15 protein-coding genes are annotated in these 22069 nt (G+C 31.7%); 6 read left to right on the top strand and 9 right to left on the bottom strand.

Translation table 11 applies throughout. The features are described from left to right. Position 1: 1 nt before the first annotated feature. The 4 genes from BT151_RS13020 to BT151_RS13005 are packed head-to-tail and all read right to left on the bottom strand — an operon-like array spanning position 2 to position 5383. Positions 2-1183: an AGE family epimerase/isomerase gene (locus tag BT151_RS13020; RefSeq protein ID WP_072402785.1), complete on the bottom strand. Its 1182-nt coding sequence runs from the start codon at positions 1181-1183 to the stop codon at positions 2-4. Continuing rightward, complete coding sequence (locus BT151_RS13015) at positions 1183-2358, bottom strand: glycoside hydrolase family 130 protein (protein WP_072402784.1); 1176 nt, start codon at positions 2356-2358, stop codon at positions 1183-1185. Before BT151_RS13015 ends, BT151_RS13020 begins: the two co-directional genes overlap by 1 nt. Positions 2359-2375: 17 nt before the next feature. Next, a complete protein-coding gene (locus BT151_RS13010; protein ID WP_072402783.1) occupies positions 2376-4211 on the bottom strand; it encodes a sodium:solute symporter family protein in 1836 nt (611 codons plus the stop codon). 20 nt (positions 4212-4231) lie between these two features. Beyond that, entirely contained in the window at positions 4232-5383 is a 1152-nt protein-coding gene (locus BT151_RS13005; protein WP_084647964.1) for a glycoside hydrolase family 26 protein, read from the bottom strand. Positions 5384-5534: 151 nt separating this feature from the next. On the opposite strand from BT151_RS13005, the gene BT151_RS13000 reads away from it, so the two are divergent. The 6 genes from BT151_RS13000 (at position 5535) to BT151_RS12975 (ending at position 16338) form a co-directional block, all read left to right on the top strand. After that, positions 5535-6413, top strand: a complete 879-nt coding sequence (locus tag BT151_RS13000) for an AraC family transcriptional regulator (protein WP_072402782.1) — start codon at positions 5535-5537, stop codon at positions 6411-6413. A gap of 252 nt (positions 6414-6665) precedes the next feature. Further along, on the top strand, positions 6666-9770 hold the full coding sequence (locus BT151_RS12995; protein ID WP_072402781.1) for a SusC/RagA family TonB-linked outer membrane protein: 3105 nt from the start codon (positions 6666-6668) through the stop codon (positions 9768-9770). A gap of 20 nt (positions 9771-9790) precedes the next feature. Continuing rightward, on the top strand, positions 9791-11368 hold the full coding sequence (locus BT151_RS12990) for a RagB/SusD family nutrient uptake outer membrane protein (RefSeq protein ID WP_084647963.1): 1578 nt from the start codon (positions 9791-9793) through the stop codon (positions 11366-11368). Between the two features lie 16 nt (positions 11369-11384). Next, on the top strand, positions 11385-12497 hold the full coding sequence (locus BT151_RS12985) for a hypothetical protein (protein WP_143144311.1): 1113 nt from the start codon (positions 11385-11387) through the stop codon (positions 12495-12497). Between the two features lie 34 nt (positions 12498-12531). Next, positions 12532-15030, top strand: a complete 2499-nt coding sequence (locus tag BT151_RS12980) for a glycan-binding surface protein (RefSeq protein ID WP_072402778.1) — start codon at positions 12532-12534, stop codon at positions 15028-15030. Positions 15031-15132: 102 nt separating this feature from the next. After that, complete coding sequence (locus BT151_RS12975) at positions 15133-16338, top strand: glycoside hydrolase family 27 protein (protein ID WP_072402777.1); 1206 nt, start codon at positions 15133-15135, stop codon at positions 16336-16338. A 228-nt stretch (positions 16339-16566) separates the two neighbouring features. Here BT151_RS12975 and BT151_RS12970 read toward each other — a convergent pair whose 3' ends face one another. From BT151_RS12970 to BT151_RS12950, 5 genes are all read right to left on the bottom strand, one after another. Then, on the bottom strand, positions 16567-18957 hold the full coding sequence (locus tag BT151_RS12970; protein WP_072402776.1) for a T9SS type A sorting domain-containing protein: 2391 nt from the start codon (positions 18955-18957) through the stop codon (positions 16567-16569). Positions 18958-18978: 21 nt separating this feature from the next. Beyond that, on the bottom strand, positions 18979-19893 hold the full coding sequence (locus BT151_RS12965) for a hypothetical protein (protein ID WP_072402775.1): 915 nt from the start codon (positions 19891-19893) through the stop codon (positions 18979-18981). An 11-nt stretch (positions 19894-19904) separates the two neighbouring features. Beyond that, the gene (locus BT151_RS12960; RefSeq protein ID WP_072402774.1) at positions 19905-20690 is read right to left on the bottom strand and encodes a hypothetical protein; all 786 of its coding nucleotides are present in this window, start codon (positions 20688-20690) and stop codon (positions 19905-19907) included. Next, complete coding sequence (locus BT151_RS12955) at positions 20687-21115, bottom strand: hypothetical protein (RefSeq protein ID WP_143144310.1); 429 nt, start codon at positions 21113-21115, stop codon at positions 20687-20689. Before BT151_RS12955 ends, BT151_RS12960 begins: the two co-directional genes overlap by 4 nt. A gap of 426 nt (positions 21116-21541) precedes the next feature. Then, positions 21542-22066 carry a hypothetical protein gene (locus tag BT151_RS12950; protein ID WP_072402772.1) on the bottom strand — a complete coding sequence of 175 codons (525 nt, stop codon included), beginning with the start codon at positions 22064-22066 and terminating at the stop codon, positions 21542-21544. Between the last annotated feature and the right edge of the window lie 3 nt (positions 22067-22069).

The raw sequence follows: 22069 nt of genomic DNA, 5'->3' as shown, positions 1-22069 counted from the left end.
ATCATTCATTTAATAATATAAATGCTCTAGAGGTATGATAAGGCGCTTTCCACATACTTACTTTATCTTCTTCAGTGTAAACTTTTCCTTCTTTAGACACTCTAAAAAACCATTCTCCATTTTCGTAATCTATCAAATGCTTTTTAGTGTAATCCCATATTTTAAGCGAAGCATTAATATACTTTTCATTAGGCTTTAGATTATGTGCATATTTTAAACCTATTAAAGCTTCAACTTGTGGCCACCAATGCCTATCAGTATCAATATGGTTTGTGGTTAAATTTTTCTCATTTAAAACAGAGCCATCTTGATCTATTCCTTCTTTTAAAAATGTATCGGCTACTTTTACTGCTAACTCATTTACTTTTTCTAACAAATCATCGTCTTTAAGTAATTTTGAAGCTTCAATTATTAACCAAGCTGCCTCAATATCGTGCCCATAAGACACAGAATTACTTAACAAATTCCATTCATCATCGAAAAACAATTCATAATGATTTTTATCGTTTAAGAATTTTTCCAAAAACACTTCAACAAGCATTTTTAAGGAGGTTCTTAATTGTTCATTATCATAAATTTTAAGTAAAGTGGTGTAAGCTTCTAAAACATGAAGATGAGTGTTCATGGTTTTTGAAGCATTCATGTCTTTATCACTTAAACGCATGTCTTCAATAGGAGTCCAATCTTTATTAAAGGCTTCAAAATAGCCAATATTCAACTCGTCCTTTGCGTGCTTTTCTACAAGTTCAAAAATTTCTATTGCCCAATTTTTAGCATTTTCATTTTTTGAAAAAATATAATATTCAGACAATGCATAAATTGTAAAAGCCTGGGCATAAACTTGTTTACGCTTATTTATTGGTTTTCCTTGATAATCAAGTTCCCAAAAAACACCTTTATCTTCTTTATCGTTGAAAAAGGTTTTTAAATAATCAAAAGCTCTATCGCAAACCAATTCATAATCATTGGTTTGCAAGTGATTTGAAGCTGCTGAAAAGGACCAAAGTATACGTGAATTTAAAATTATACCTTTTGATGAATTTGGAACAACTTTGTTATAGTGATCTATTTTTCCAACAAAACCTCCATATTCATTATCTAATGTGTTTTGAGTCCAGTAACTTAATATATTTTTTAATTCAGAACTTAACTCTGATTGTAGCTGTTTATAAGCATTAGTCATTAATAAAGACCTTTATTTTTGTCTATAAGATTAATAATCGTTTCCACAGAACCTGCTGAAGTATACTTATCTTGAGGTGTATTCATGCAATAATCAACTAATTTATCTATTGTTGAAGTTGCAACATGCATTTTAGTATCTGATGACGCGTAATAAATATAAACTGTTCCGTCATCTTCAGCTATCCATCCATTTGAAAATAACACATTAGATACATCACCTATACGCTCTCCGTTAATAGGCCCCATAAAATGACCTCCTGGTCTGTATATTACTTTTGAAATATCATCCAAATCTGTCATAAACATATAAATGGTATAACGTAATCCTGCAGCAGTATTTCTAGCTCCGTGAGCAAGATGCAACCATCCTTTTTCTGTTTTTATTGGAGCTGGCCCTAAACCATTTTTAAGTTCGTAAATAGTATGATACACTTTACTATAAATGATTTTTTCCTCTTCAACAACTGGATTAGTCATATCATCAATGTAGCCTAATCCAATACCTCCACCAGAACCTACACTAATAAAACCATCTTGAGGTCTTGTATAAACTGCATATTTTCCATTTACAAATTCAGGGTGAAGTACCACATTACGTTGTTGTGCTGAGCCTGAAATTAAATCTGGTAAGCGTTCCCAATTAATTAAGTCTTTTGTTCTTAATATACCTGCATTTGCTATAGCGCTGCTTGTATCTTCAACAGGTACATTCGGGTCTTTTCTCTCTGTACAGAAAATACCATATATCCAACCATCTTCATGTTCTATTAAACGCATATCATATGCATTGATATCTGGATTACCTTCAATTTGAGGAATAACACATGGTTTATCCCAAAACTCAAAATTGTCTATACCATTAGGGCTTTCTGCCATGGCAAAAAATGATTTTCTATCATTTCCTTCAACACGAACACATATGACATAAGCTCCATTCCATTTCATGGCACCTGCATTAAATGCTGCATTAAATCCAATACGTTCTAAACCATTAGGATTTGTTTTTGGATTTAAATCATATCTCCAATGTATTGGAATATGTGCTGAAGTTACAACTGGATTTTTATACCTATTGTAAACTCCGTTTGATTTAGAAACTTGCTCATTTCCTTTATTAATTAATTTGGAATATTGTTTCTTTACCTGATCTATGTGTGAATCGATTTTATACAATTTATTTTAATTTTTGGTTAATTTAATTCTTCGTTCAATTTATTCCACCAATACTTTTTCAAAAGAAATAAACAAGCTACTAAAATAGCAAGCGATATATATATTGGCATACTTTGTCTAAATATGATGTACATTGGTAAGATTACTAATGTAGTTTGTGCTATAATACCAATAACTACATTAAACATATCTTTAACAAAATCTTTATTCTTCTCAAAACTAGAATCTTCTGCAACCAACTTATCATTTATTGGTTTCCAAAAACCCCATGGTCTTACATTTTTATAAAAAGCTTTTAACACTTCTTCTTCAGTTGGTGGTGCAGAGTATGTACCTATAATACTTCCAATTAACGAGACTACTAATAGGATTGGAAATAAATACAATTCATTTACATCAGGAAATAACATTGGAGCAATATAAGCTGCTAATAAACCTGCTACCATTCCCCAGAAAAATCCTTCTCCGTTAAAACGCCACCAATGCCATTTTAAAATATTTGCTCCTACATAACTTCCATAAAGAACAGATACTATAATATTTAAAACCGAGTTAACATCTTCTGCAAAAAAGCCCAAAATAATACTAACAATTACTACAACTACACCTGTTAAGTAATTCATATTTTTAATCTGACTAGTAGTTGCGTCTGGCTTTGTATATTTTAAATAAATATCATTAACCAAATATGCTTGAGCAGCATTTAATGTACCAGCAAAAGTTGACATGAAAGCAGCGATTAATCCCGCTAACAATAACCCTAATAATCCAACTGGTACAAATGTTTTTATAGCTGTTGGTAAAATAAGTTCAAAATCTATATTTCCTGCAGCATTTAATAAGTCTAATTTTTCATAATAAATCAAGGCTAATGCTGCAAAACCAGCAATCATTAAATAACGAATTGGCATCAATACAACAGAAACAAAACCACTCATTTTTGAAGCTTCAGCTGGTGATTTGGTAGAAAGTATTTTTTGCATATCGTATGTTGGTGCAGGACCAGCTACACTTACTAGCACGCCTTTAAATAACATCATAAATAAGAATATGCTAAAAACACCAAAACCATCATCTTTTATTTTTTGGTTGACTTCAGGTATAATTTGCGACCAATCCATACTTAATTCTCCTAAAAATGGATTCATCCAACCATTAGGTACATTTAAATTTGAATCACCTACTGCTTGCCAACCTAAATAACCAATAACTAAAGCTGCAATCGTCATTATTGTAAATTGAACAACATCTGCCCAAACAATTCCAGACATACCTCCTAATAAAGAATAAAATACAGCAAATAGTGTAAAAATAGTACCATAAAAATGAGGGACATATTCAGCAGATATATCAAAAGGGACATAGTTACTAACAAATTCCCAAGGCACAAATATTTCAACAAATTTCCCTAAACCTATAAAACCATAAGCTAAATATCCTAAGCAAACAACTAATGCAAAAACTACCACAATAATATGTGACATTCTAGCACCTTTTCCAAATCCAAATCTTGTACCAATCCACTCCGCACCTGTTGTAGCGTTAGATCTTCTTAGCCATTTAGATAAGTAAACCATTAAGAAAATTTGATTAAATACTGGCCACAACCATGGTATCCAAGCACTTTTAATACCATAAACAAACATTAATGTTACCAACCATATAGTACCAGAAATATCAAACATCCCAGAAGCATTTGACAATCCTAACATATACCAAGGAATAGATTTCCCTCCTAATAAATAATCGTCTTTACTTCGCTGGGCCTTTTTTCTAAGCACCAACCCTATAACTATTATAGATATTAAATAGAGCGCAATGATTAAAATGTCAACTGTATGCAATAATTTCATGGGTGGTTTAGTTAGTTTAATTAGTATTTTATGTTATTAATATCTTTTAAAAATAATGTTTTTGGAAGCTTTTCAAACACCTTAAAATCCTCTTCACTAGAATGTGTTTTATAAGGCATATAATGATGCTTTTTAGTGTAATTTCTCCAAAATAAAATATATGCTATTCCTGTGTTTTCTATACTTGGGTATACAACTTCTGTAAACCATTTATTAGTAGGTATAGCTTCTATTCCTGTTTCTGTAAAGGCATATAGCTTATTCTTTGATGTTGCTACATCTTTTACAATTTTTAAATCGTTGACAACTGATTTTTTATAATCCTCTGAGTTATTAAAATCATAAATATCAATTCCAAAAAAATCTACATAATCATCACCTGGATAATATTTCATGTAATCATCATTTGGATTTAATTTATTTGGCGAATAAGCATAAATTAAGTTATGCAATTTATGTTTATTCTTCAAATAATCAACTGTTTCCTTCCATAATTGTACATATTCTGCAGTAGTACAGTTTGGATCACCCCACCAAAACCAAGCACCATTCATTTCATGAAATGGTCTAAAAATAATCGGAACTTTTACTCCATTATACTTTATAGAATTTAAAAAGTCTGCAACTTTATCTAACCACAATAAATACTTATCTTTATATTGTCCATTATTAATAACATCTTTTACTGCAGCCGTTTTATCCCAAGAATCTCCACCAGTACTGGGGTTGTCTGCATGCCAACTAACTGTGATTATTCCGCCATTTTTGTGTGCATCAATCATTAATTTACGCATAGTCTCAAAAGGAACTCCATCCAAATTTTTGTCATAACCATGCTCTATTCTTCCAATATCAAATCCATAAACCGCTGGAAAGTCTCCTATAATATCATTTACATCACTCTTAATAGTATTTGGAAAATCTGACTCCTTCCATCCTATCCCATAAGATGTAGCATCTTGATGTCCTATTGCAAAACCTTCTTTTGAAATGTAGAACAATTTTTTATGGAGCTGTTTTATACTTTTTGACGGTTTACTATCAACTAACTGTGGTTTTTTGTAAACAGAATTATAAAAAGGCTTACACGAATTTAAAAAAGCAAAAAAAAGAACTATTACTATAGTGACAAAATGTTTATTAAAATTGAATGTTTTTTGACCTTTATGCATTAATTTGTACTTTTTTGATAATTTTACACTATTTAATTTACAAAATATATAATTTTGTCTTTACAATTTTATTAAATTCAAAATTAATAATTATACCTACCACAAACATGATATTATTTTATCATTTTTACAAACTATAATTACATCTAAGATGAATATATTAAACAAAGTACATAGAGAAATAACCCCTTTATCTCCTGAAGATAGTTTTTTAGTTTTTGACAGAATTAAAGAAGAGTTTGATTTCCCTGTACATTTTCATCCTGAATATGAATTAAACTTTATTCACAATGGAAAAGGCATTAATCGAGTTGTTGGAGACAGTATTGAAGAGATAGATAATATTGAACTTGTTTTGATAGGACCAAATTTACACCATGCTTGGTTGAACAATAATTGCAAAAGCAATAAAATGCGAGAAATCACGATTCAGTTTGATGAAAATTTATTTAACAATGAATTATTATCGAGAAAGATCATGAAGCCTATTAAAGAAATGTTTGAAAGATCCGCACATGGTATTCTATTCTCTAAAAAAGTAAGCACAGACTTGTACGAGCGCCTTTCTCAAGTTTCAAAATTAGACAGTATGGACTATTTCTTGGAATTGGTTTCTATATTACATGATTTAGCAAACTCAAGAAGTCAGAGACTACTTTCAAGCTACACAATTAACAGAGACAGCTTTGAAAATAGCGACAAAATAAAGAAGATTTATGAGTATGTTCAAGAGAATTTTGACAAAAAAATAACACTTGCAGAAGCTTCTGAACTCGTAAATATGAGTCAAGTATCATTCAATAGGTTTATGAAAAAAAGAACAGGAAAAACCTTTGTAGACTACGTAAATGACGTAAGAATAGGCCATGCAGCTATTAGATTAATTGAAAAAGATATTACAATCTCTGAAATTGCATTTAATTGTGGATTTAATAATATAGCCAATTTTAACAGGGTTTTTAAAAAGTCAAAAAAATGCACACCTAGCCAATACAAAAATGACTTTTCTGGCATTAAAAGAATACTTTAAGACACTATATAACAAAACTACTTTTTTATAATACCACATCTAAAACTTCTCATTTCCCAACCTATTTCTCTAATATTTACAGCAACTCTTCAGTTAATCGAAAAAATTTCATTAGCAAATGACAAAATAATATTAACCTTAATTTAACAATTACTTTAATTTTGATATTATCAAAAAACTACTTGTTTAATTATAAATATAATAAAATAATTAATCGAAAATTATCAATTAACACTACTAACACTAAAAGACATGCAAAAAACAATTTTTAAAAATAAAATTGGCGGTAGAAAGTATTACTATATGCTGATTTTGTTTTTTCTGGTTACTCAAGTCACCTTAGCGCAAACACAGGTAAAAGGAACTGTGACTGATGCAAATGGTTTAACTCTTCCAGGAGTAACTGTCCTCGAAAAAGGAACTAACAATGGAGTAATTACAGACTTTGATGGCATATACGCTATTACAGTTAATGATAACGCCACCCTAATTTTTAGTTTTTTAGGATTTAAAACTCAAGAAATCCTAGTTAACAAATCTAGTATCAACATAATTTTAGAGGAAGATATTCAAGGCCTCGATGAAGTAATTGTAATTGGCTATGGCTCTCAACTTAAAGAGGACATAAGTGGTTCTGTATCCTCAGTTGATACTGAAGCCTTAGAATCAATTCCTCAGGTTAGTATTGACCAAATGATGCAAGGTCGTGCTGCAGGGGTAAGTATAACTACAAACTCTGGTCAACCAGGGAGCTCTGTATCTGTTAGAATACGTGGAGTTAACTCAATTTCAGGATCTAGTGAACCATTATACATTATTGATGGTGTTCCCCTTTCTGGTGATTCTGATGATGGAGGAACAAGTCCGCTAGCCTCATTAAATCCAAATGATATCCAATCTGTTGACATTCTAAAAGATGCATCTGCTACAGCTATTTATGGTTCTAGAGGAGCTAATGGTGTTGTGATTATTACAACAAAAAGAGGTAAGGATAATAAAGGTGTTATTTCATATAATTCTTTTGTTGCCATTCAAGAACCTACTAATAAGATTGATGTTTTAGATTTACAAGGCTATGCTAAACTTCAAAATGCTATTAACGACATTTATGGCTTAAATGAAACCATAGAATACATTAGACCAGAGTTATTAGGTAAAGGTACTAATTGGCAAGAGGAAATTTTCGAAAACGCCATAATGGAAAGTCATCAAATATCTTTCTCAGGTGGTAAAGAAGGTACAAATTATTTTATATCTGCAGGTTATGTTGATCAAGATGGTACTGTAATAGGTTCTGGCTTTAATAGAGCGACAATAAGAGCAAATATTAACTCTAAATTAAGCGAAAGAGTTAATGTTGGCGTAAATATAACTGCAAGCAGAACAGACGAAAAACTAACTTTAAACGGAAGAAGTGACGGTGTTATTGGTTTATCATTATTAAACAATCCTGCTATACCTGTTTATAATCCAGATGGATCTTTTGCTGGCCCTGTGACTCCAGATGAAATTGCATTTGGTTTAAGAAACCCAATAGCTGAAGCATTAAGTCTTAGAAATAAATTAAGAAAAAATTCTATTCTAGGTAATATTTATGCCGAGTTTAAAATTTCAGAAAATCTTACTCACAGAACAGAATTTGGTGGATCTTTTGGTAATAACTTACAAGATAGATTTACACCAAGTTATAGCTATGGTGGTGTTCCTGCAGGAGCAAACACGTTAAGCGTAACAAACCAACACAATGATTTCTGGATTATAAAAAACTTTTTAACGTATCATAATAAATTTAATGAAATACATGATTTAACCGTTTTATTAGGTGCAGAATCTCAAGAAGCAAGCTATGGAGGAACAACCTCTACTGATGGTGATTTTGTTGGAAACCAAGTACCTATTTTAGGAACAGGTAATGCTGATGATAACAATACACAATACAAAGGTAGTCAAGCATTAGAATCTTATTTCGGAAGGGTAATTTACTCTTTAAACAACAAATATAGTCTTACAGCTTCTATGAGAGCTGATGGATCTTCTAAATTTGCCCAAGGTAAAAAATGGGGTTACTTCCCTTCAGTTTCCGCAGCTTGGAAGTTATCTAATGAAGATTTCATGAGTGATTTTAATGCTATACAAAACATTAAAGTTTACGGAGGATATGGTGAAGTAGGAAATCAAAATATTCCAAATTTTGCTTATGGTTCAAGATTATCAACTGTAAACACAGGATTAGGGACAGGTTTTCTACAATATAACTTTGCAAACCCAGATTTAACATGGGAATCCTCTACACAAACAAATTTGGGTTTAAACTTTTCTTTATTTGATTCAAGCTTAAATGCAACAATAGAATTATATAACAAAGTTTCAAAAGACTTCTTATACCAATACGCAGCTACAGATTTTATTACAGGAGGTAGTGCTTTTGGAGCTATTCAAGCACCTTGGGTAAATTTAGGAGAAATGGTAAACAAAGGAATTGATGTAACATTAAGCTACAACACTTCAAGCAAAGATTTTTCTTGGAATTCGTCAATTACAGTTTCTCATTATAAAAACAAAGTAAAAAGTTTAGATAATGTTGCTCAGATTAATGGAACAATGAACATTAACTACGATGGTGAACAAAATATAACTATAACTAAACCAGGACAACCATTAGGTTTATTTTATGGCTTAGAAGTTGAAGGATTGTTTAGATCTGTTGATGATTTTGAAGGTGCAGCAATCCAATATGGCAGACCTTTTGAAGATGCTCTTTTTGCAACTACATGGTTAGGTGACATTAAATTTAAAGATCAAAATAATGATGGTGTGATTGATGATAATGATAGAGTTGTAATAGGTAGTCCTCATCCAGATTTTACTTTTGGTTTTCAAAACTCGTTTGCGTATAAAAACTTTGACTTATCATTATTTTTACAAGGTTCTTATGGAAATGATGTGTTTAACGGAATTGGCAGATTGCTAACAGCTGGTAACAGAACTTATACAAACCAGTTATCATCAGTGTTAGATTATTGGTCTGTTGAGAATCCAGATGGTAATGCTCCTAGATTAGCAAGAAACGACACTCGTAATATTGAAGTTTCAGACAGATATATAGAAGACGGTTCTTACTTAAGAATTCAAAATGTAACACTAGGTTACACACTAGATTCTAAATTAACCGATAAAATAGGGTTAAGCAAATTAAAACTATATGGAAGTATTCAAAACCTGTATACTTTCACAAACTATTCAGGATACGATCCAGAAATTGGATCATACAACCAAAACACATTGTTAACAGGTATTGATGCTGGTCGTTACCCATCACCTAGAACATATACTTTAGGGGTAAATATTGAATTTTAGAAATTAAAAAAAAAGAAATAATGAAAAAATTATTTAAACGAAAATTAATATTTGTGTTAGTATTAATGCTAACATTGGCTTCTTGTAGCGAAGACTTTTTAAATAGACCTCCTGAGGATTCTTATAATGTTGATGAATTTTATCAAACAATAGAACAAGTTCAAGTAGCAACAAATGCTTTATATGCTGCACCATGGTTTAACTTTAACACCAATACTATTTGGTGTATAGGAGAACTAAGTTCTGGTAATGGGCGTACTTGGGATCCTAGAAATGCAGATTTCACAAACTTTGCTATTAATGGAAACCACAGTACTTTAACTCAAGCATGGGAATCATTATATGCAGTAATAGCGCAAGCAAACTTTGTAATTAATACTTTACCTGAGTTCGCTAATCCTGATATTCCACAAGAAGTTGTAAACAACGCTGTTGGAGAAGCTCGTTTTATTAGAGCTACAGCTTATTTCTATTTAGTAAGGGTTTTTGGATCTATTCCAATTATAGCAGATAATAATGATTATGTATTAGAACCTATAGTACCGCGTAATCCAGTTGAAGATGTATACAAGTTTATAGAATTAGATTTAGAATATGCAATTGCTAATTGTTACGAAAAAATTAGAGGAGCTAATTATGATGAAAACGCAAAAGTATCAAGCGGTTCAGCTAAAGCTTTACTTGCAAAAATATATCTTTATGAAGAAAATTATCCAATGGCATATCAAATGGCAGATGAAGTAATTAGCTCTGGTGAATTTAAATTATTTGGAGGTGATGCTGAAGATGGTGATCCATCAGGAAGTTATTACGATCTTTTCACTCCTGAAAACGACAATAACCCAGAATCAATTTTCGCATTACAATGGACAAGCTCTAGCAGATATGCAGAAGGTAATGGCATACAATCTTTATTCGGTCCAGGCGGTGGTTTCACTGGAGGTAGCGATGGATGGTCTGCTGTTGGACCTTCACCAGACTTATTAGAAGCTTATGAAGATGGAGATGTAAGATATTATGCCACAATTACAGAACCAGGAGCTGTATATCCTAATTTAAATGGCGGTTACACTGTACCTGATAATGTTGATTTTCAAGGAACTGGTCATGGATTAAAAAAATATGTAGTTGGTAGTGCTGCGGCAGTATCTAGAGATGATGGTAGCGGGCAAACCACATCATCAAATAACACCTATATTTTAAGATACGGTGATTTATTATTAATACATGCAGAAGCCGCTTTAAAAGGAGGTGGATCAACTTCAAGTGGTATAGAATCATTTAATAAAATTAGGAGAAGAGCCGGTTTAGATGAAATTGCTGCCCCAACATTAGATGATGTATTTCAAGAAAGAAGGATTGAACTAGCATTCGAATTTGAATTTTGGTACGATATTGTTCGAAGAGGTCCAAGTTTTGCATTAGATTACTTAAGCAATACTGATAGAGGAACTTTTGATAGCAGTGTTACACCTGCCGTTTTAAATTCAGAATATTTTGATGCTACAGCTGATGACTTGTTGTTTCCTTATCCAACAACGGAAACACAAAACAACCCTGCTTTGTTACAAGCACCTGTTCCTTATGATTTTAATTAATAAAAAAATGTTTGATATGAAAAATAATATTAATTCCATTAAAAAGAATACTTCAAGGTTCTTTTTAATACTAATGACATTACTATCATTTACTTCATGTGAAAATGAATTTGATAGCGATAAGAACCCTTATAACTCTAAAAGCCTTCCTCCTGTAATCACTAGTGTGAGCGAAGCTAGAGAAGATAAATCTGTTACTCAAGGTGTATTAGAAGGTGTATATATAGTACGTGGTGAAAATTTAGGATCATTTACTTCTATAACTATTAATGGCTACCCTGCATCAATATCACCTGCTCTTGGAACCGATAATCTAATTTTTATTAAAGTTTCAGAAGACACACCATACTTAGATCAATCCGATGTTTTAAGAATTGATAATCCAGCAGGTTTTGCTGAATATAACTTTTCATTATTAACTATTACAGACTTTACAGAAGAGTTAATTGATGGTGTAAATGCTGTTGTTATTAATGGAGGTGATTTTACTGATGTAGCTGATGATGGTGTAGTATTTGTTAGTGGATCTGAAGAAGATGGTAATTTAGTTGAAATTCCAGTAACAAATATTATTTATAAAACAGCATCACAAATAGCTGTAGAAGTCCCTTCAGGAATTCAACAAGCATTTATTTTTGTAAACACCACAAGAGGAGCTTCAGCACAATCTGATTCTTATGGATTCAATTATATCATCTATACAGATCAATTCTATGATTGGGATTTTGGTGGTTGGGGAGAACCTCAAGAAGAATCTTCCGAAGTAGCTTTAGGCTCAACTTCAATTAAAAAAACAAGCTTACAATGGGAAGGATTAACTTTTAATTTTACAGGTGTAAACTCACTTGTTTTTGAAGATTATTCTACAATGGTTATCTCAATTTATCCAGAAGCCGGAGTTACTCGACTTAAAATTAGAATGAATGATGTTGATTTAGGATCAAATAACTCAGAAACTGATTATTACAAGATAGACCTTGTACCAGGAGAATGGAATAAAATAATTTTAGATATGAATTCATTTTATCCAAATGGAGATTATCCAGATGAAATTACAAGAATAGATTTTCAAAGTGCCGTAGAAGGAACTGCAGTATATTATATAGATCAATTTGGATTTGTACAATAATTTAAACTAAAAAGATAAACTAAAAAAAATTATAATGAAAACAACCAAAAATTTATATAGGTTTTTATCTATAGTGTTGGTACTTCTTATTACATCATGTAATGATGATGACGATGTATTAAGTCAACAGCTAAGCGAAAATCCGCAAAATATATCTGAAATTATTGCTGGAAATTCGGAATTATCCACATTATCATCCGCATTAGTACAAGTTGGTTTAGATAGTATTTTAAGTACTACAACAACTTATACTGTATTTGCTCCAAACAATGATTCTTTTTCTGGAGTAGATGTTTCAGCTTTAACTGAAGAACAACTTACCAACGTGTTGTTAAACCATGTTTTAAGTACAGTTACTCCAGATTTCATATCAACAATGTCTACAGGCTATTTAACATCTATGGCTGCAGGACCTGGCGAAACTAACTTAAGTTTTTACACAAATACATCTGCGGGCGTAACACTAAATGGCATGGGCGCTGTTGTAGATAATTCTTCAGATTTTGGAGCAACAAATGGTATTTTACATGTTGTTGATGGTGTTTTAATGCCTCCAACAATAGTAGATCATGCTTTAGCAAATCCAGATTACAATTCTTTTGCACAAGCTATAGAATTAGCTGGTCTAACTGATGTTTTATCAGATTCAGACCCAGATAGTGACAACTATCCATTCACATTGTTCGCACCAAATAATGCAGCAATGGAATATTTAATGACTCAATTAAATGGAGCATTTGGGTACTCTACCCTAGCAGATATTCCTGTTGATGTACTTCAAGAAATAATACAGTATCATGTTATAGCTGGTGCCAATACTTTAGCTGAAGATGTTGATGGCACATCTCAAACTTCAATGCAAGGTGAATCATTTTCTATTTCAGGAACAGTGATTGATGATGCAAGTTATAATAATGGAAATATTATTTTAACAGATGTACAAGGTGTAAATGGTATTGTTCATGGTACCGACAAAGTATTATTACCAAATACAATTTTTCAAGATATATTAGGAGCAACATTAAATATTGTGGAAAGATGTGATGACAGAGGGTTTACTTCTTTTTTAGCTGCTGTTGAAAAAGCAGGTATGACAGATATATTAGCAACAACTGAAGATTTAACATTATTCGCACCAAATAATGATGCTTTTATAGCATTATTCTTATTAACTAACAATTTTGAAAGTTTAGATGATTTTGATACTCCAGAAGACATTCAATTATTAACCGATTTACTTAATTATCATTTATATAATGGTCAATTAATGGTAGGTGATTTAGTAAATGATAGCTCTATTACTACAATATATGGAGACACCTTTACTGTAGATTTAACTGGAGATAACCCTAGGTTAAAGCCTTCTTTTGCAGATGCAATTCCTTCAGGTTTAGTTAATGGCAATATTGGCGCTACTAACGGTATTGTGCACGAAATTAATAGAGTAATGATTCCTGATGCTTTACTAAGCAATTTAGGAATAGACACTGGTGGTTGTGATGGCCCGCATCCTGTAGGCGATACAGATTTAGTATTCTTTGATTGGGATGGCAAAGATCAATATTGGGGTAATTTAACTACCGAAAATGATCCAGCACATAGTCTTGATGGATCTAATTATGCTAGAGCTAACTTCCAAACAGGAGGAACCGGATGGCAAGATTTATTCTGGAGAAACGGTTCAACTATGAATGGACAGGATATTGTTGGTACTAATATTAATGACTATGTATTAAAATTCGATATAAAAACAATAACCCCTTTAACAGCAGGACAATTTAGAATTAGATTCCATAGCGATGCTATAGATTCTTTTTATGATTGGGCTCCGTGGAATGATACAGGAGAACCTTTAGATACTGAAGGAGGATGGATTTCAGTTGAAATACCATTATCAGTTATGGCTCAAACAGATTACGCAGCTGTAAATCAAGAGTTTGGAATGGCTTTTGAAGGTGCAGATGTATTACTAAACTTTGCTATTGACAATGTACGTTTTGATGCACCAGGATACAGTTGTGGTGGTCCAGACCCAGTTGATAACACAGATTTAGTATTCTTTGATTGGGATGGTAAAGATCAATATTGGGGTAATCTAACTATCGAAAATGATCCTGCACATACTTTAGATGGATCTAATTATGGCAGAGCAAATTTCTCAACAGGAGGAACTGGATGGCAAGATTTATTCTGGAGAAATGGTTCTACAATGAATGGACAAGATATTGTAGGTACTAACATTAATGATTATGTATTGAAGTTTGATATAAAAACAATAACCCCTTTAACTGCAGGACAATTTAGGATTAGGTTCCATAGTGACGCAATCGATTCTTTTTATGATTGGGCTCCGTGGAATGACACAGGAGAACCTTTAGATACTGAAGGCGGGTGGATTACAGTAGAAATCCCATTATCTGTAATGGCTCAAACAGATTACGCAGCTGTAAACCAAGAGTTTGGAATGGCTTTTGAAGGCGCTGACGTTTTATTAAACTTTGCTATTGACAATGTTCGCTTTGAGGCAAATTAAAATGAATAATAAATCTTAGATTTAATCAATCCACTAAACAATTAAATCTTATAAATAATCCCTGTTAGTAATTTTTCAGGGATTATTTTTTAAACATCAAAAATGAAAAAGGCAATAATACTATTATTACTAATCTCCAATTTTAATGTTAATGCACAAAAATTTGAAGGATTAGCAAAAACCCCACCTTTAGGCTGGAATAGCTGGAATACTTTTGCAACAGATATAAACGAACAATTAGTAAAAGACATTGCTGATAAGTTTGTAGAATTAGGTTTAAAAGATGCTGGTTACGAGTACATAGTGCTAGATGATGGCTGGATGTCAAAAGAACGAGATGCAAATGGTAATTTAATTGCAGATCCAATAAAATTTCCAAGTGGTATGAAAGCATTAGCAGAATATATACATTCTAAAGGATTAAAATTTGGACTGTACAATTGTGCTGGCTCTAAAACATGTGCTGGTTACCCTGGAAGTCGTGGTTACGAATATCAAGATGCACGTTCATATGCATCGTGGGATGTAGATTATTTAAAATACGATTGGTGCAATACAAGTAAACTTAATGCAGAAGGTGCTTATATGACCATGCGAGACGCATTAAAAGCAGCAAATAGACCTATTGTGTTTAGTATTTGCGAATGGGGAGACAATGAACCTTGGAAATGGGCACAAGATGTTGGACATTTATGGAGAGTAAGTGGAGATATTATTAATTGCTGGGATTGTGAAGTTGGACATGGCTCATGGTCATCGTGGGGAGTTTGGAAAATTATTAATATGCGAAAAGATATTCGTAAAGTTGCAGGTCCAGGTCATTGGAATGATTTTGATATGATGGAAGTTGGAAATGGTATGACTGATGCAGAAGACAGAAGTCATTTTGCCATGTGGACCATGTTAGCATCACCATTAATTATGGGAAATGATTTAAGAACTGCTTCAAAAGAAACAATCAAAACATTATCTAGCAAAGAAGTAATAGCTATAAATCAAGATAAATTAGGTATTCAAGGATTTCGATTTTCAAATGAAAACGATTTAGAAATATGGTTAAAACCGCTTGATAATGATGCTTGGGCAATCGTATTCATAAATATGAAAGACACATCAACTACTATCAATTTTGATTGGAAAAAACATGACATTGGAGATGATATAAATGGAAAAAGTTTAGACTTAAAAAATAGTGTCTTTAGAATAAGAGATTTATTTAATCATAAAAATTTGGGAAATACCAAAAGTAATTTGAAAGCCGAAATTGGCACACATGATGTTTTAATGATTAAATTAGAAAAAGAATAGATAATATTTAAAAATTACTCATTTAAATTAACATCATAAAAAAAAGCCTGAAAATTATAATTTTCAGGCTTTTTTAAATTTTAAAAGTCGGGGAGGCAAGGATTAATCAATAATCCACAACACCTTTTATATCAGTATTTTAAACGCTTTTAATTTAGTATGGTTCACCGAATTGTACACTAAAGTCAAAAAGAACTATTTAAAGGCAAATAATATTTATCTTTAACCTTACTGCAAAATAATTTTTTTACTTGTTACCTTATTATTTGCCTTTACTTGTAGAATATAAATTCCTCTTGATAATCCAGATAGGTTTATTTGTTGGCTATTTTTATTTTTCACCATTTCTTTACCTAATAAATCAAAAATCGATAATTCACTTATCGGAATTGAAGATTTTATATATATGGTTTCTAAAGTAGGATTAGGGTAAACATTAATGTTAGCTTGTAAATAATCAAGTTGGTTAACACTTAGCGTTTCTTGGACTTTATATTGGGTAGCAAAATCATTATCAATAAGTTTAAAAGTGTTTAATGAAGCATGCGTCCAAACACTTCCATTATTATCAATAACAATAGTGCTAGGTTTATATTGATCTAAAGCTGGTAAAATGGCATTCGTATTTTCGAGCTTTGTTTCGGTTAGAATTGGAGTAACACTTTCTGGATTTTCTATAGTTGTGATAGAAGCACTATCGTTATTTAATAAATAAATTTTACCATTAATATCAACAACCGCATTAACAAGATTGTAAATTTCATTATAATCAGCTGCCAAAAATGGGTAAAAATTTGTTCCGTTATAATAAATAGCTCCCAATTGTCCTATAAACCAAACGCCATTATTAGGAGCTACAATAACTTTTTTAATGGTGCTTATATTTTCTAATCTATTAAAAGTCGTAGTAGTACCTAAAACGGTATTGAACTTTTTAATAACAAGATCATTTGTGCCAATATACCTTGAAAACCAAGCGTCTCCAGTATCATCAATTGCCATTTTGGTAATATTCTGATAGTCATTTTCATCAAGATTGTATGTATCTACAAGCGCATCATTTTTATATACATCTATTTTTTTTAAATTATTATCGTACACCCATATTTCATCTTTATATTGCTGTATTTGTACAGCACTATTTGGCGCCCCTTGTATGGAAGTTGCATTTGGAAAATTCACCTTTCTTAATTCGTTAGGATTGCCTCCTTTTACAACAGCGTTTTGATCAGAATCTATAGCTGCGTTTTGACCTAAATTCTCTAAAACTAGCGTTTGATGATTATCATTTTCATCTCTTTTTATAATAATATCAGTTGTTCCAAACCACCATACATTACCATTATCATCTGGTAAAGCTTCATTAAATCCCCAATTCATGCTGGTTGAGATATTACCAAGTTCGTCGTCGTTTCTACCGGACCAAGAGCCGTTTTCATTAATTAACACTTCATAATTAAAATTTGGACTTGATAAAATATCAACTGTTGTAAAATAGAACTTGTTATTGCGATAATAAATATTATTTGGAACGTAAATCCAAGGTACACCCAAAGTATTAAAATCTAATCTTGGAATTGTTTCAAACGTTGCGACATCACCTGGGAATGTTAGTTTTATCAGACCTAAATAATTGATTGCTGTAGCCCAAATCATTCCGCTTTCATCTATAGCCAAATTTTCAAACGTATGATTAATATTAGGATTGTTTTCGGTTTCCAATTGATATAATTCGTATGTTTCATTGATCACGTCAAATTTTACAATCCCACCATCAGCACTTCCACCGTAATGTGCCAACCATAAATTTTCATTGCTATCAAACTTTAAATCTCCCACTGAATCAAATGGTAAGCTTGGCGTTGTACTCGAATTATATTGCGTTATTATAAGCGTATTGACATCTATTTTATATAAACCATTGCTACTTCCCACATACAGGCTATTGTCATGATATACAAAATTAACGGAAAGCACAGCGATGTTGGTCGCTATGCCAGAAGTCACGTTTGCAATTTCGCTCAACGAAGATCCATCGTAAGTAAATAAATAACGATTACTTCCATTTTGGGTTAAAATCCAAGTAAGCCCTCTAACAGAATCGTATGCAAATAGATAAGGATATTTATTATCTGGAAAATTAACTGGAGTCAAAGTTTTTAATACTCTATCATATACTTGAAAATTAACACCTGTATTAGTTGCTTGAATTATAATTTTTCCATCAGGCAAAACCAGCCCATTTCTTATTGGCGTATTACGTTCGTATTGTGTGCTAGATTCTGGCATTGCAATATTGGGCACATTTTCCCAAGTTCCATCTGTATTTCTAATAGATAAGCCTTTACCTGTTACATATACTTCATCTTCATTAAAATAATTTGGTAGCATGCGTTCTACACCTCTATCATTTAAACCGAAGCTTTTTTCAACAACCGCAAGGTTATTGTTGCTGTCACAAAATGATAGTTTACCTGTTGCTTCAGGTATAATATTACCACATTGGTTGGGGTAGAAACCTATTTTTGTACCTATTATGTACGTTTCAGCTTTTGTTAATTGTGCGTAACTTAAAAGTGACGATATACTTGTAAGCAAGATTAGTAGTTTTGTTTTCATAACTATTTTTTTTAATTATTTTTAATTTTTAGCAAAAACCCATTTTACATCTTCCCCTCTATTTTCAATAACTGAATATTCTTTTCTTTTGTAATAGCTTACTTCTCCAACATTTTGACTTCCATTAATAGCTACTTTTACATAATTCCAACCAGGTTGAAAAGACAAATTATACGAATCCACAATCTCCAATTGTTTTTGATTCTCACCATAATCAGTACCTTGAATATTTCTTGCACATTCTGTTTGAACAGTTACAGATTCTTCAACATAAAACAACACTACCCTATACCCTGCATCTCCTGTATATTGCCCAATTGGTGAATTGTTATAGGCTTGTTGTTTTGATGTTGCTAAACTTAATACACCAATCTCTTCACCATTTTTCTTTATACTAAAAAATGCTGGTATTATTCCTATTTCAGGTGATGAATACGTAGTTTCTATTTGTGAACTAGCACCTTGACATTTAAAAAAATCGCTGACTTTTCTATCAAATAATACAGATTCAGGTTCATTTAATTTAAATTCTCCTTGAGCATTAATATCGCCTACTTTAAGTTCTCGTTTATTTTCAGGCTTGTAGGGTTGGGTCACTAAAAATATTACAGCATCACCATATTGCCAATCTTTAAAATATCTAGCCTTTGTTTCGCTGATTATAAACCTGTCTAGATGACTGGTTGATTTTTTATTTGTTGAATTTTTGTTTTGCTTTTTAGCTACTTCTGTTTTTGTTTTATTGGCTCTGAATTTTTTATCCATCACATCCATTACTTTCATTAGACTGTCCATTTTCTCAGGATGTTTCGCCATAAGCTGTGATATTTTTTGAACTTCTTCTATATACTCCTTTTCTTCATTTTTTATTTGTGCAAATGCTACATTTCCGAAGAAGAGAATTATAATTCCTAAAGTTTTAATGTATGTTTTCATTTTATATAGTTTTATTTATTAATAACAGGGATAAACACCCATACAGAGTTATTGGGTAATTTTTCTATGACAGACCAACTTCGTTCGATATAATGATAAGATTCGCCAACTAAAAGATTGTCAATAACATGTACATCAACAAGATTCCATCCTTTTTTAAATTCATAATTAAAATATTCGTCAACTGGTACTTTGGTTTTAAATGCAAAGCCTTTACCATCTTCCATTTTCACTTTTTTAACACAGTTTAGCTCAATTGTTGCTTCACCATTGGCATAAATTGGTAAATAATAATGCCCTAAATGCCCGTTGTTTATGAGTCCTCCACTTATGGTGTTATAAGATGTTTTTATTGAGCTTGCAGGAACTATATAGCCAATAAACTTATTATTTTGACCAACTCTAATAAAAGCTGGTGAAATGGTTACTGAATCATTTTTCACAATGGTTTCCTCTTTATTGGTGCATTCTGAAATAAATGAACGAACAGGTACTGAGGTAAGTATGGAATCTGGTAGTTGATAGCTAAAACTACCATCATCCAATATCTTACCTATTTTTTGTGTTCCTTTTTGGGTACTATCTGCAGGATGAAAAGACAATACAATATCGGCTTCACCCATATCCCAGTCTTTAAAAACCTGATTGGTTTCACTCACAAACATGCCTGTTAGTAAGCCTTCTTTACTATCTTTCCCTAATACCTTTTGTTTTAATTTTTTTAATAATTGCGCCTCTACGTTTGGTATAACTAGTATTAAGGTGAACAATAGCAGTAGTATTCCTTTCTTTTTCATTTTTCTATTGTTTTTAGAATAAGCTCTCCTTTTTTATTCGATATAACCTCAGTTGTAGTTTTGCCTAAAGTAAAATTATCGCCAGCTGATAGACCATCACTAGGAAATAGATCTTCATTGGGTAAATAGCGTTTATTTGTATATAAGGTTATGGTAGCATCTTTATGAAGTATAACTCTGTTTTGATCTAGGCTATACTTGCCTTGTAGTATTCCTATATAAAATTTATAATCTGGGTACTTACTTAACATCTCTTTTTGAGTTATTTTTTTGAAATTGCTGAAAAGTTCTATATGCTTAACCTCATCGGTTTTTTCATTAACTACAAGTACTATCTTGGTTTCTTTGGTAGATAAAGTTTGAGCTTTAACAAAACCCATTGAAAGCATGCTGAAAATCAGTATTATATATAATTTTAGTTTCATCGATTATTGTTCTTTTAATGTATAGCTATAGTTGGTGTCTTCCTTTTTTGGGCCTTTATAGTTATTATTAACTTTTACTTTATAGTATTTATGGTCACTACGATGTTGGTAAATAGTTATATGACGCTCTACAAACGATTCTTTTATTTAATAGGATTGTAATACGGAATCCAGTCACCTTTAAGTCGCTGCAAATACTCAGGATAACTTATATCTTTTTTGGTTAAAAAATTACCCTAGAAGCAATCGTTAGAATTGCATTTTGCCCAAATTCGTACATATACCCTATCAGAACTATATACTTCAAATTGCATTTTTATAATCCCTGTCGTTCTGGAATTTTTATTTAGAATAGTAAATTTGCTTTGGGCATTGGTTATATAAACTACAAGCAAAAAAGAAATTAATATTAGATTTTTCATACCTCTACATTTTAATATTTAACTCCCCACTTATAGGGTATCTTTTTGAGGAATCTAACGAGGGGCCACCTTCACCTTTAAAGGTCATTTGAAATCGATCATTTTCCAGACTTGCTCTGAGTTCACCCGTTCTAAAAATCCATGCCTCTCTGCTTTTTCCTCCCTCTTCTGAATAGAGAATGAAATTGATTGAGATGGGAAGTTTCCCTCTATGTATATCAGGCAGTTTAAAGTTGTTTTGTGCTGTTAAGGATTCCTTCACATCGGGAAACCAAAATTTAAGCTGGGGCATTCTTTCTTGAACAATCGAAAGCCTAATGTTATCATCGTATTTTACACGGCTCTTTTCCCAGTCTATATTATTATATACATAGGTTTTGCCGTTTAAAGTGAGTTTCAAAGTTCCTTTAGATGCGTTTTCTACCTCAACCTTTTCAGTTTTTAAGATGGTTTTTTCTTCATGTTTTTTGCTCTCTTTACAGCTAATAAGTAAAACGATAATTACAAGTAATGTGATTAATACTTTCATATT

The organism is Flaviramulus basaltis (genome assembly GCF_900114265.1).
Taxonomy (GTDB): Bacteria; Bacteroidota; Bacteroidia; order Flavobacteriales; family Flavobacteriaceae; genus Flaviramulus; species Flaviramulus basaltis.
This window is presented reverse-complemented; position numbering and strand designations above follow the sequence as displayed.

Excerpts from the sequence above, each read along its gene's own strand:
- BT151_RS12975 (WP_072402777.1), top strand. The coding sequence starts at position 15,133 with ATGAAAAAGGCAATAATACTATTATTACTAATCTCCAATTTTAATGTT.
- BT151_RS12965 (WP_072402775.1), bottom strand. The coding sequence starts at position 19,893 with ATGAAAACATACATTAAAACTTTAGGAATTATAATTCTCTTCTTCGGA.
- BT151_RS12980 (WP_072402778.1), top strand. The coding sequence starts at position 12,532 with ATGAAAACAACCAAAAATTTATATAGGTTTTTATCTATAGTGTTGGTA.
- BT151_RS13000 (WP_072402782.1), top strand. The coding sequence starts at position 5,535 with ATGAATATATTAAACAAAGTACATAGAGAAATAACCCCTTTATCTCCT.
- BT151_RS12950 (WP_072402772.1), bottom strand. The coding sequence starts at position 22,066 with ATGAAAGTATTAATCACATTACTTGTAATTATCGTTTTACTTATTAGC.
- BT151_RS12960 (WP_072402774.1), bottom strand. The coding sequence starts at position 20,690 with ATGAAAAAGAAAGGAATACTACTGCTATTGTTCACCTTAATACTAGTT.
- BT151_RS12955 (WP_143144310.1), bottom strand. The coding sequence starts at position 21,115 with ATGAAACTAAAATTATATATAATACTGATTTTCAGCATGCTTTCAATG.
- BT151_RS12990 (WP_084647963.1), top strand. The coding sequence starts at position 9,791 with ATGAAAAAATTATTTAAACGAAAATTAATATTTGTGTTAGTATTAATG.
- BT151_RS13020 (WP_072402785.1), bottom strand. The coding sequence starts at position 1,183 with ATGACTAATGCTTATAAACAGCTACAATCAGAGTTAAGTTCTGAATTA.
- BT151_RS13010 (WP_072402783.1), bottom strand. The coding sequence starts at position 4,211 with ATGAAATTATTGCATACAGTTGACATTTTAATCATTGCGCTCTATTTA.
- BT151_RS12995 (WP_072402781.1), top strand. The coding sequence starts at position 6,666 with ATGCAAAAAACAATTTTTAAAAATAAAATTGGCGGTAGAAAGTATTAC.
- BT151_RS12970 (WP_072402776.1), bottom strand. The coding sequence starts at position 18,957 with ATGAAAACAAAACTACTAATCTTGCTTACAAGTATATCGTCACTTTTA.
- BT151_RS13005 (WP_084647964.1), bottom strand. The coding sequence starts at position 5,383 with ATGCATAAAGGTCAAAAAACATTCAATTTTAATAAACATTTTGTCACT.
- BT151_RS12985 (WP_143144311.1), top strand. The coding sequence starts at position 11,385 with ATGAAAAATAATATTAATTCCATTAAAAAGAATACTTCAAGGTTCTTT.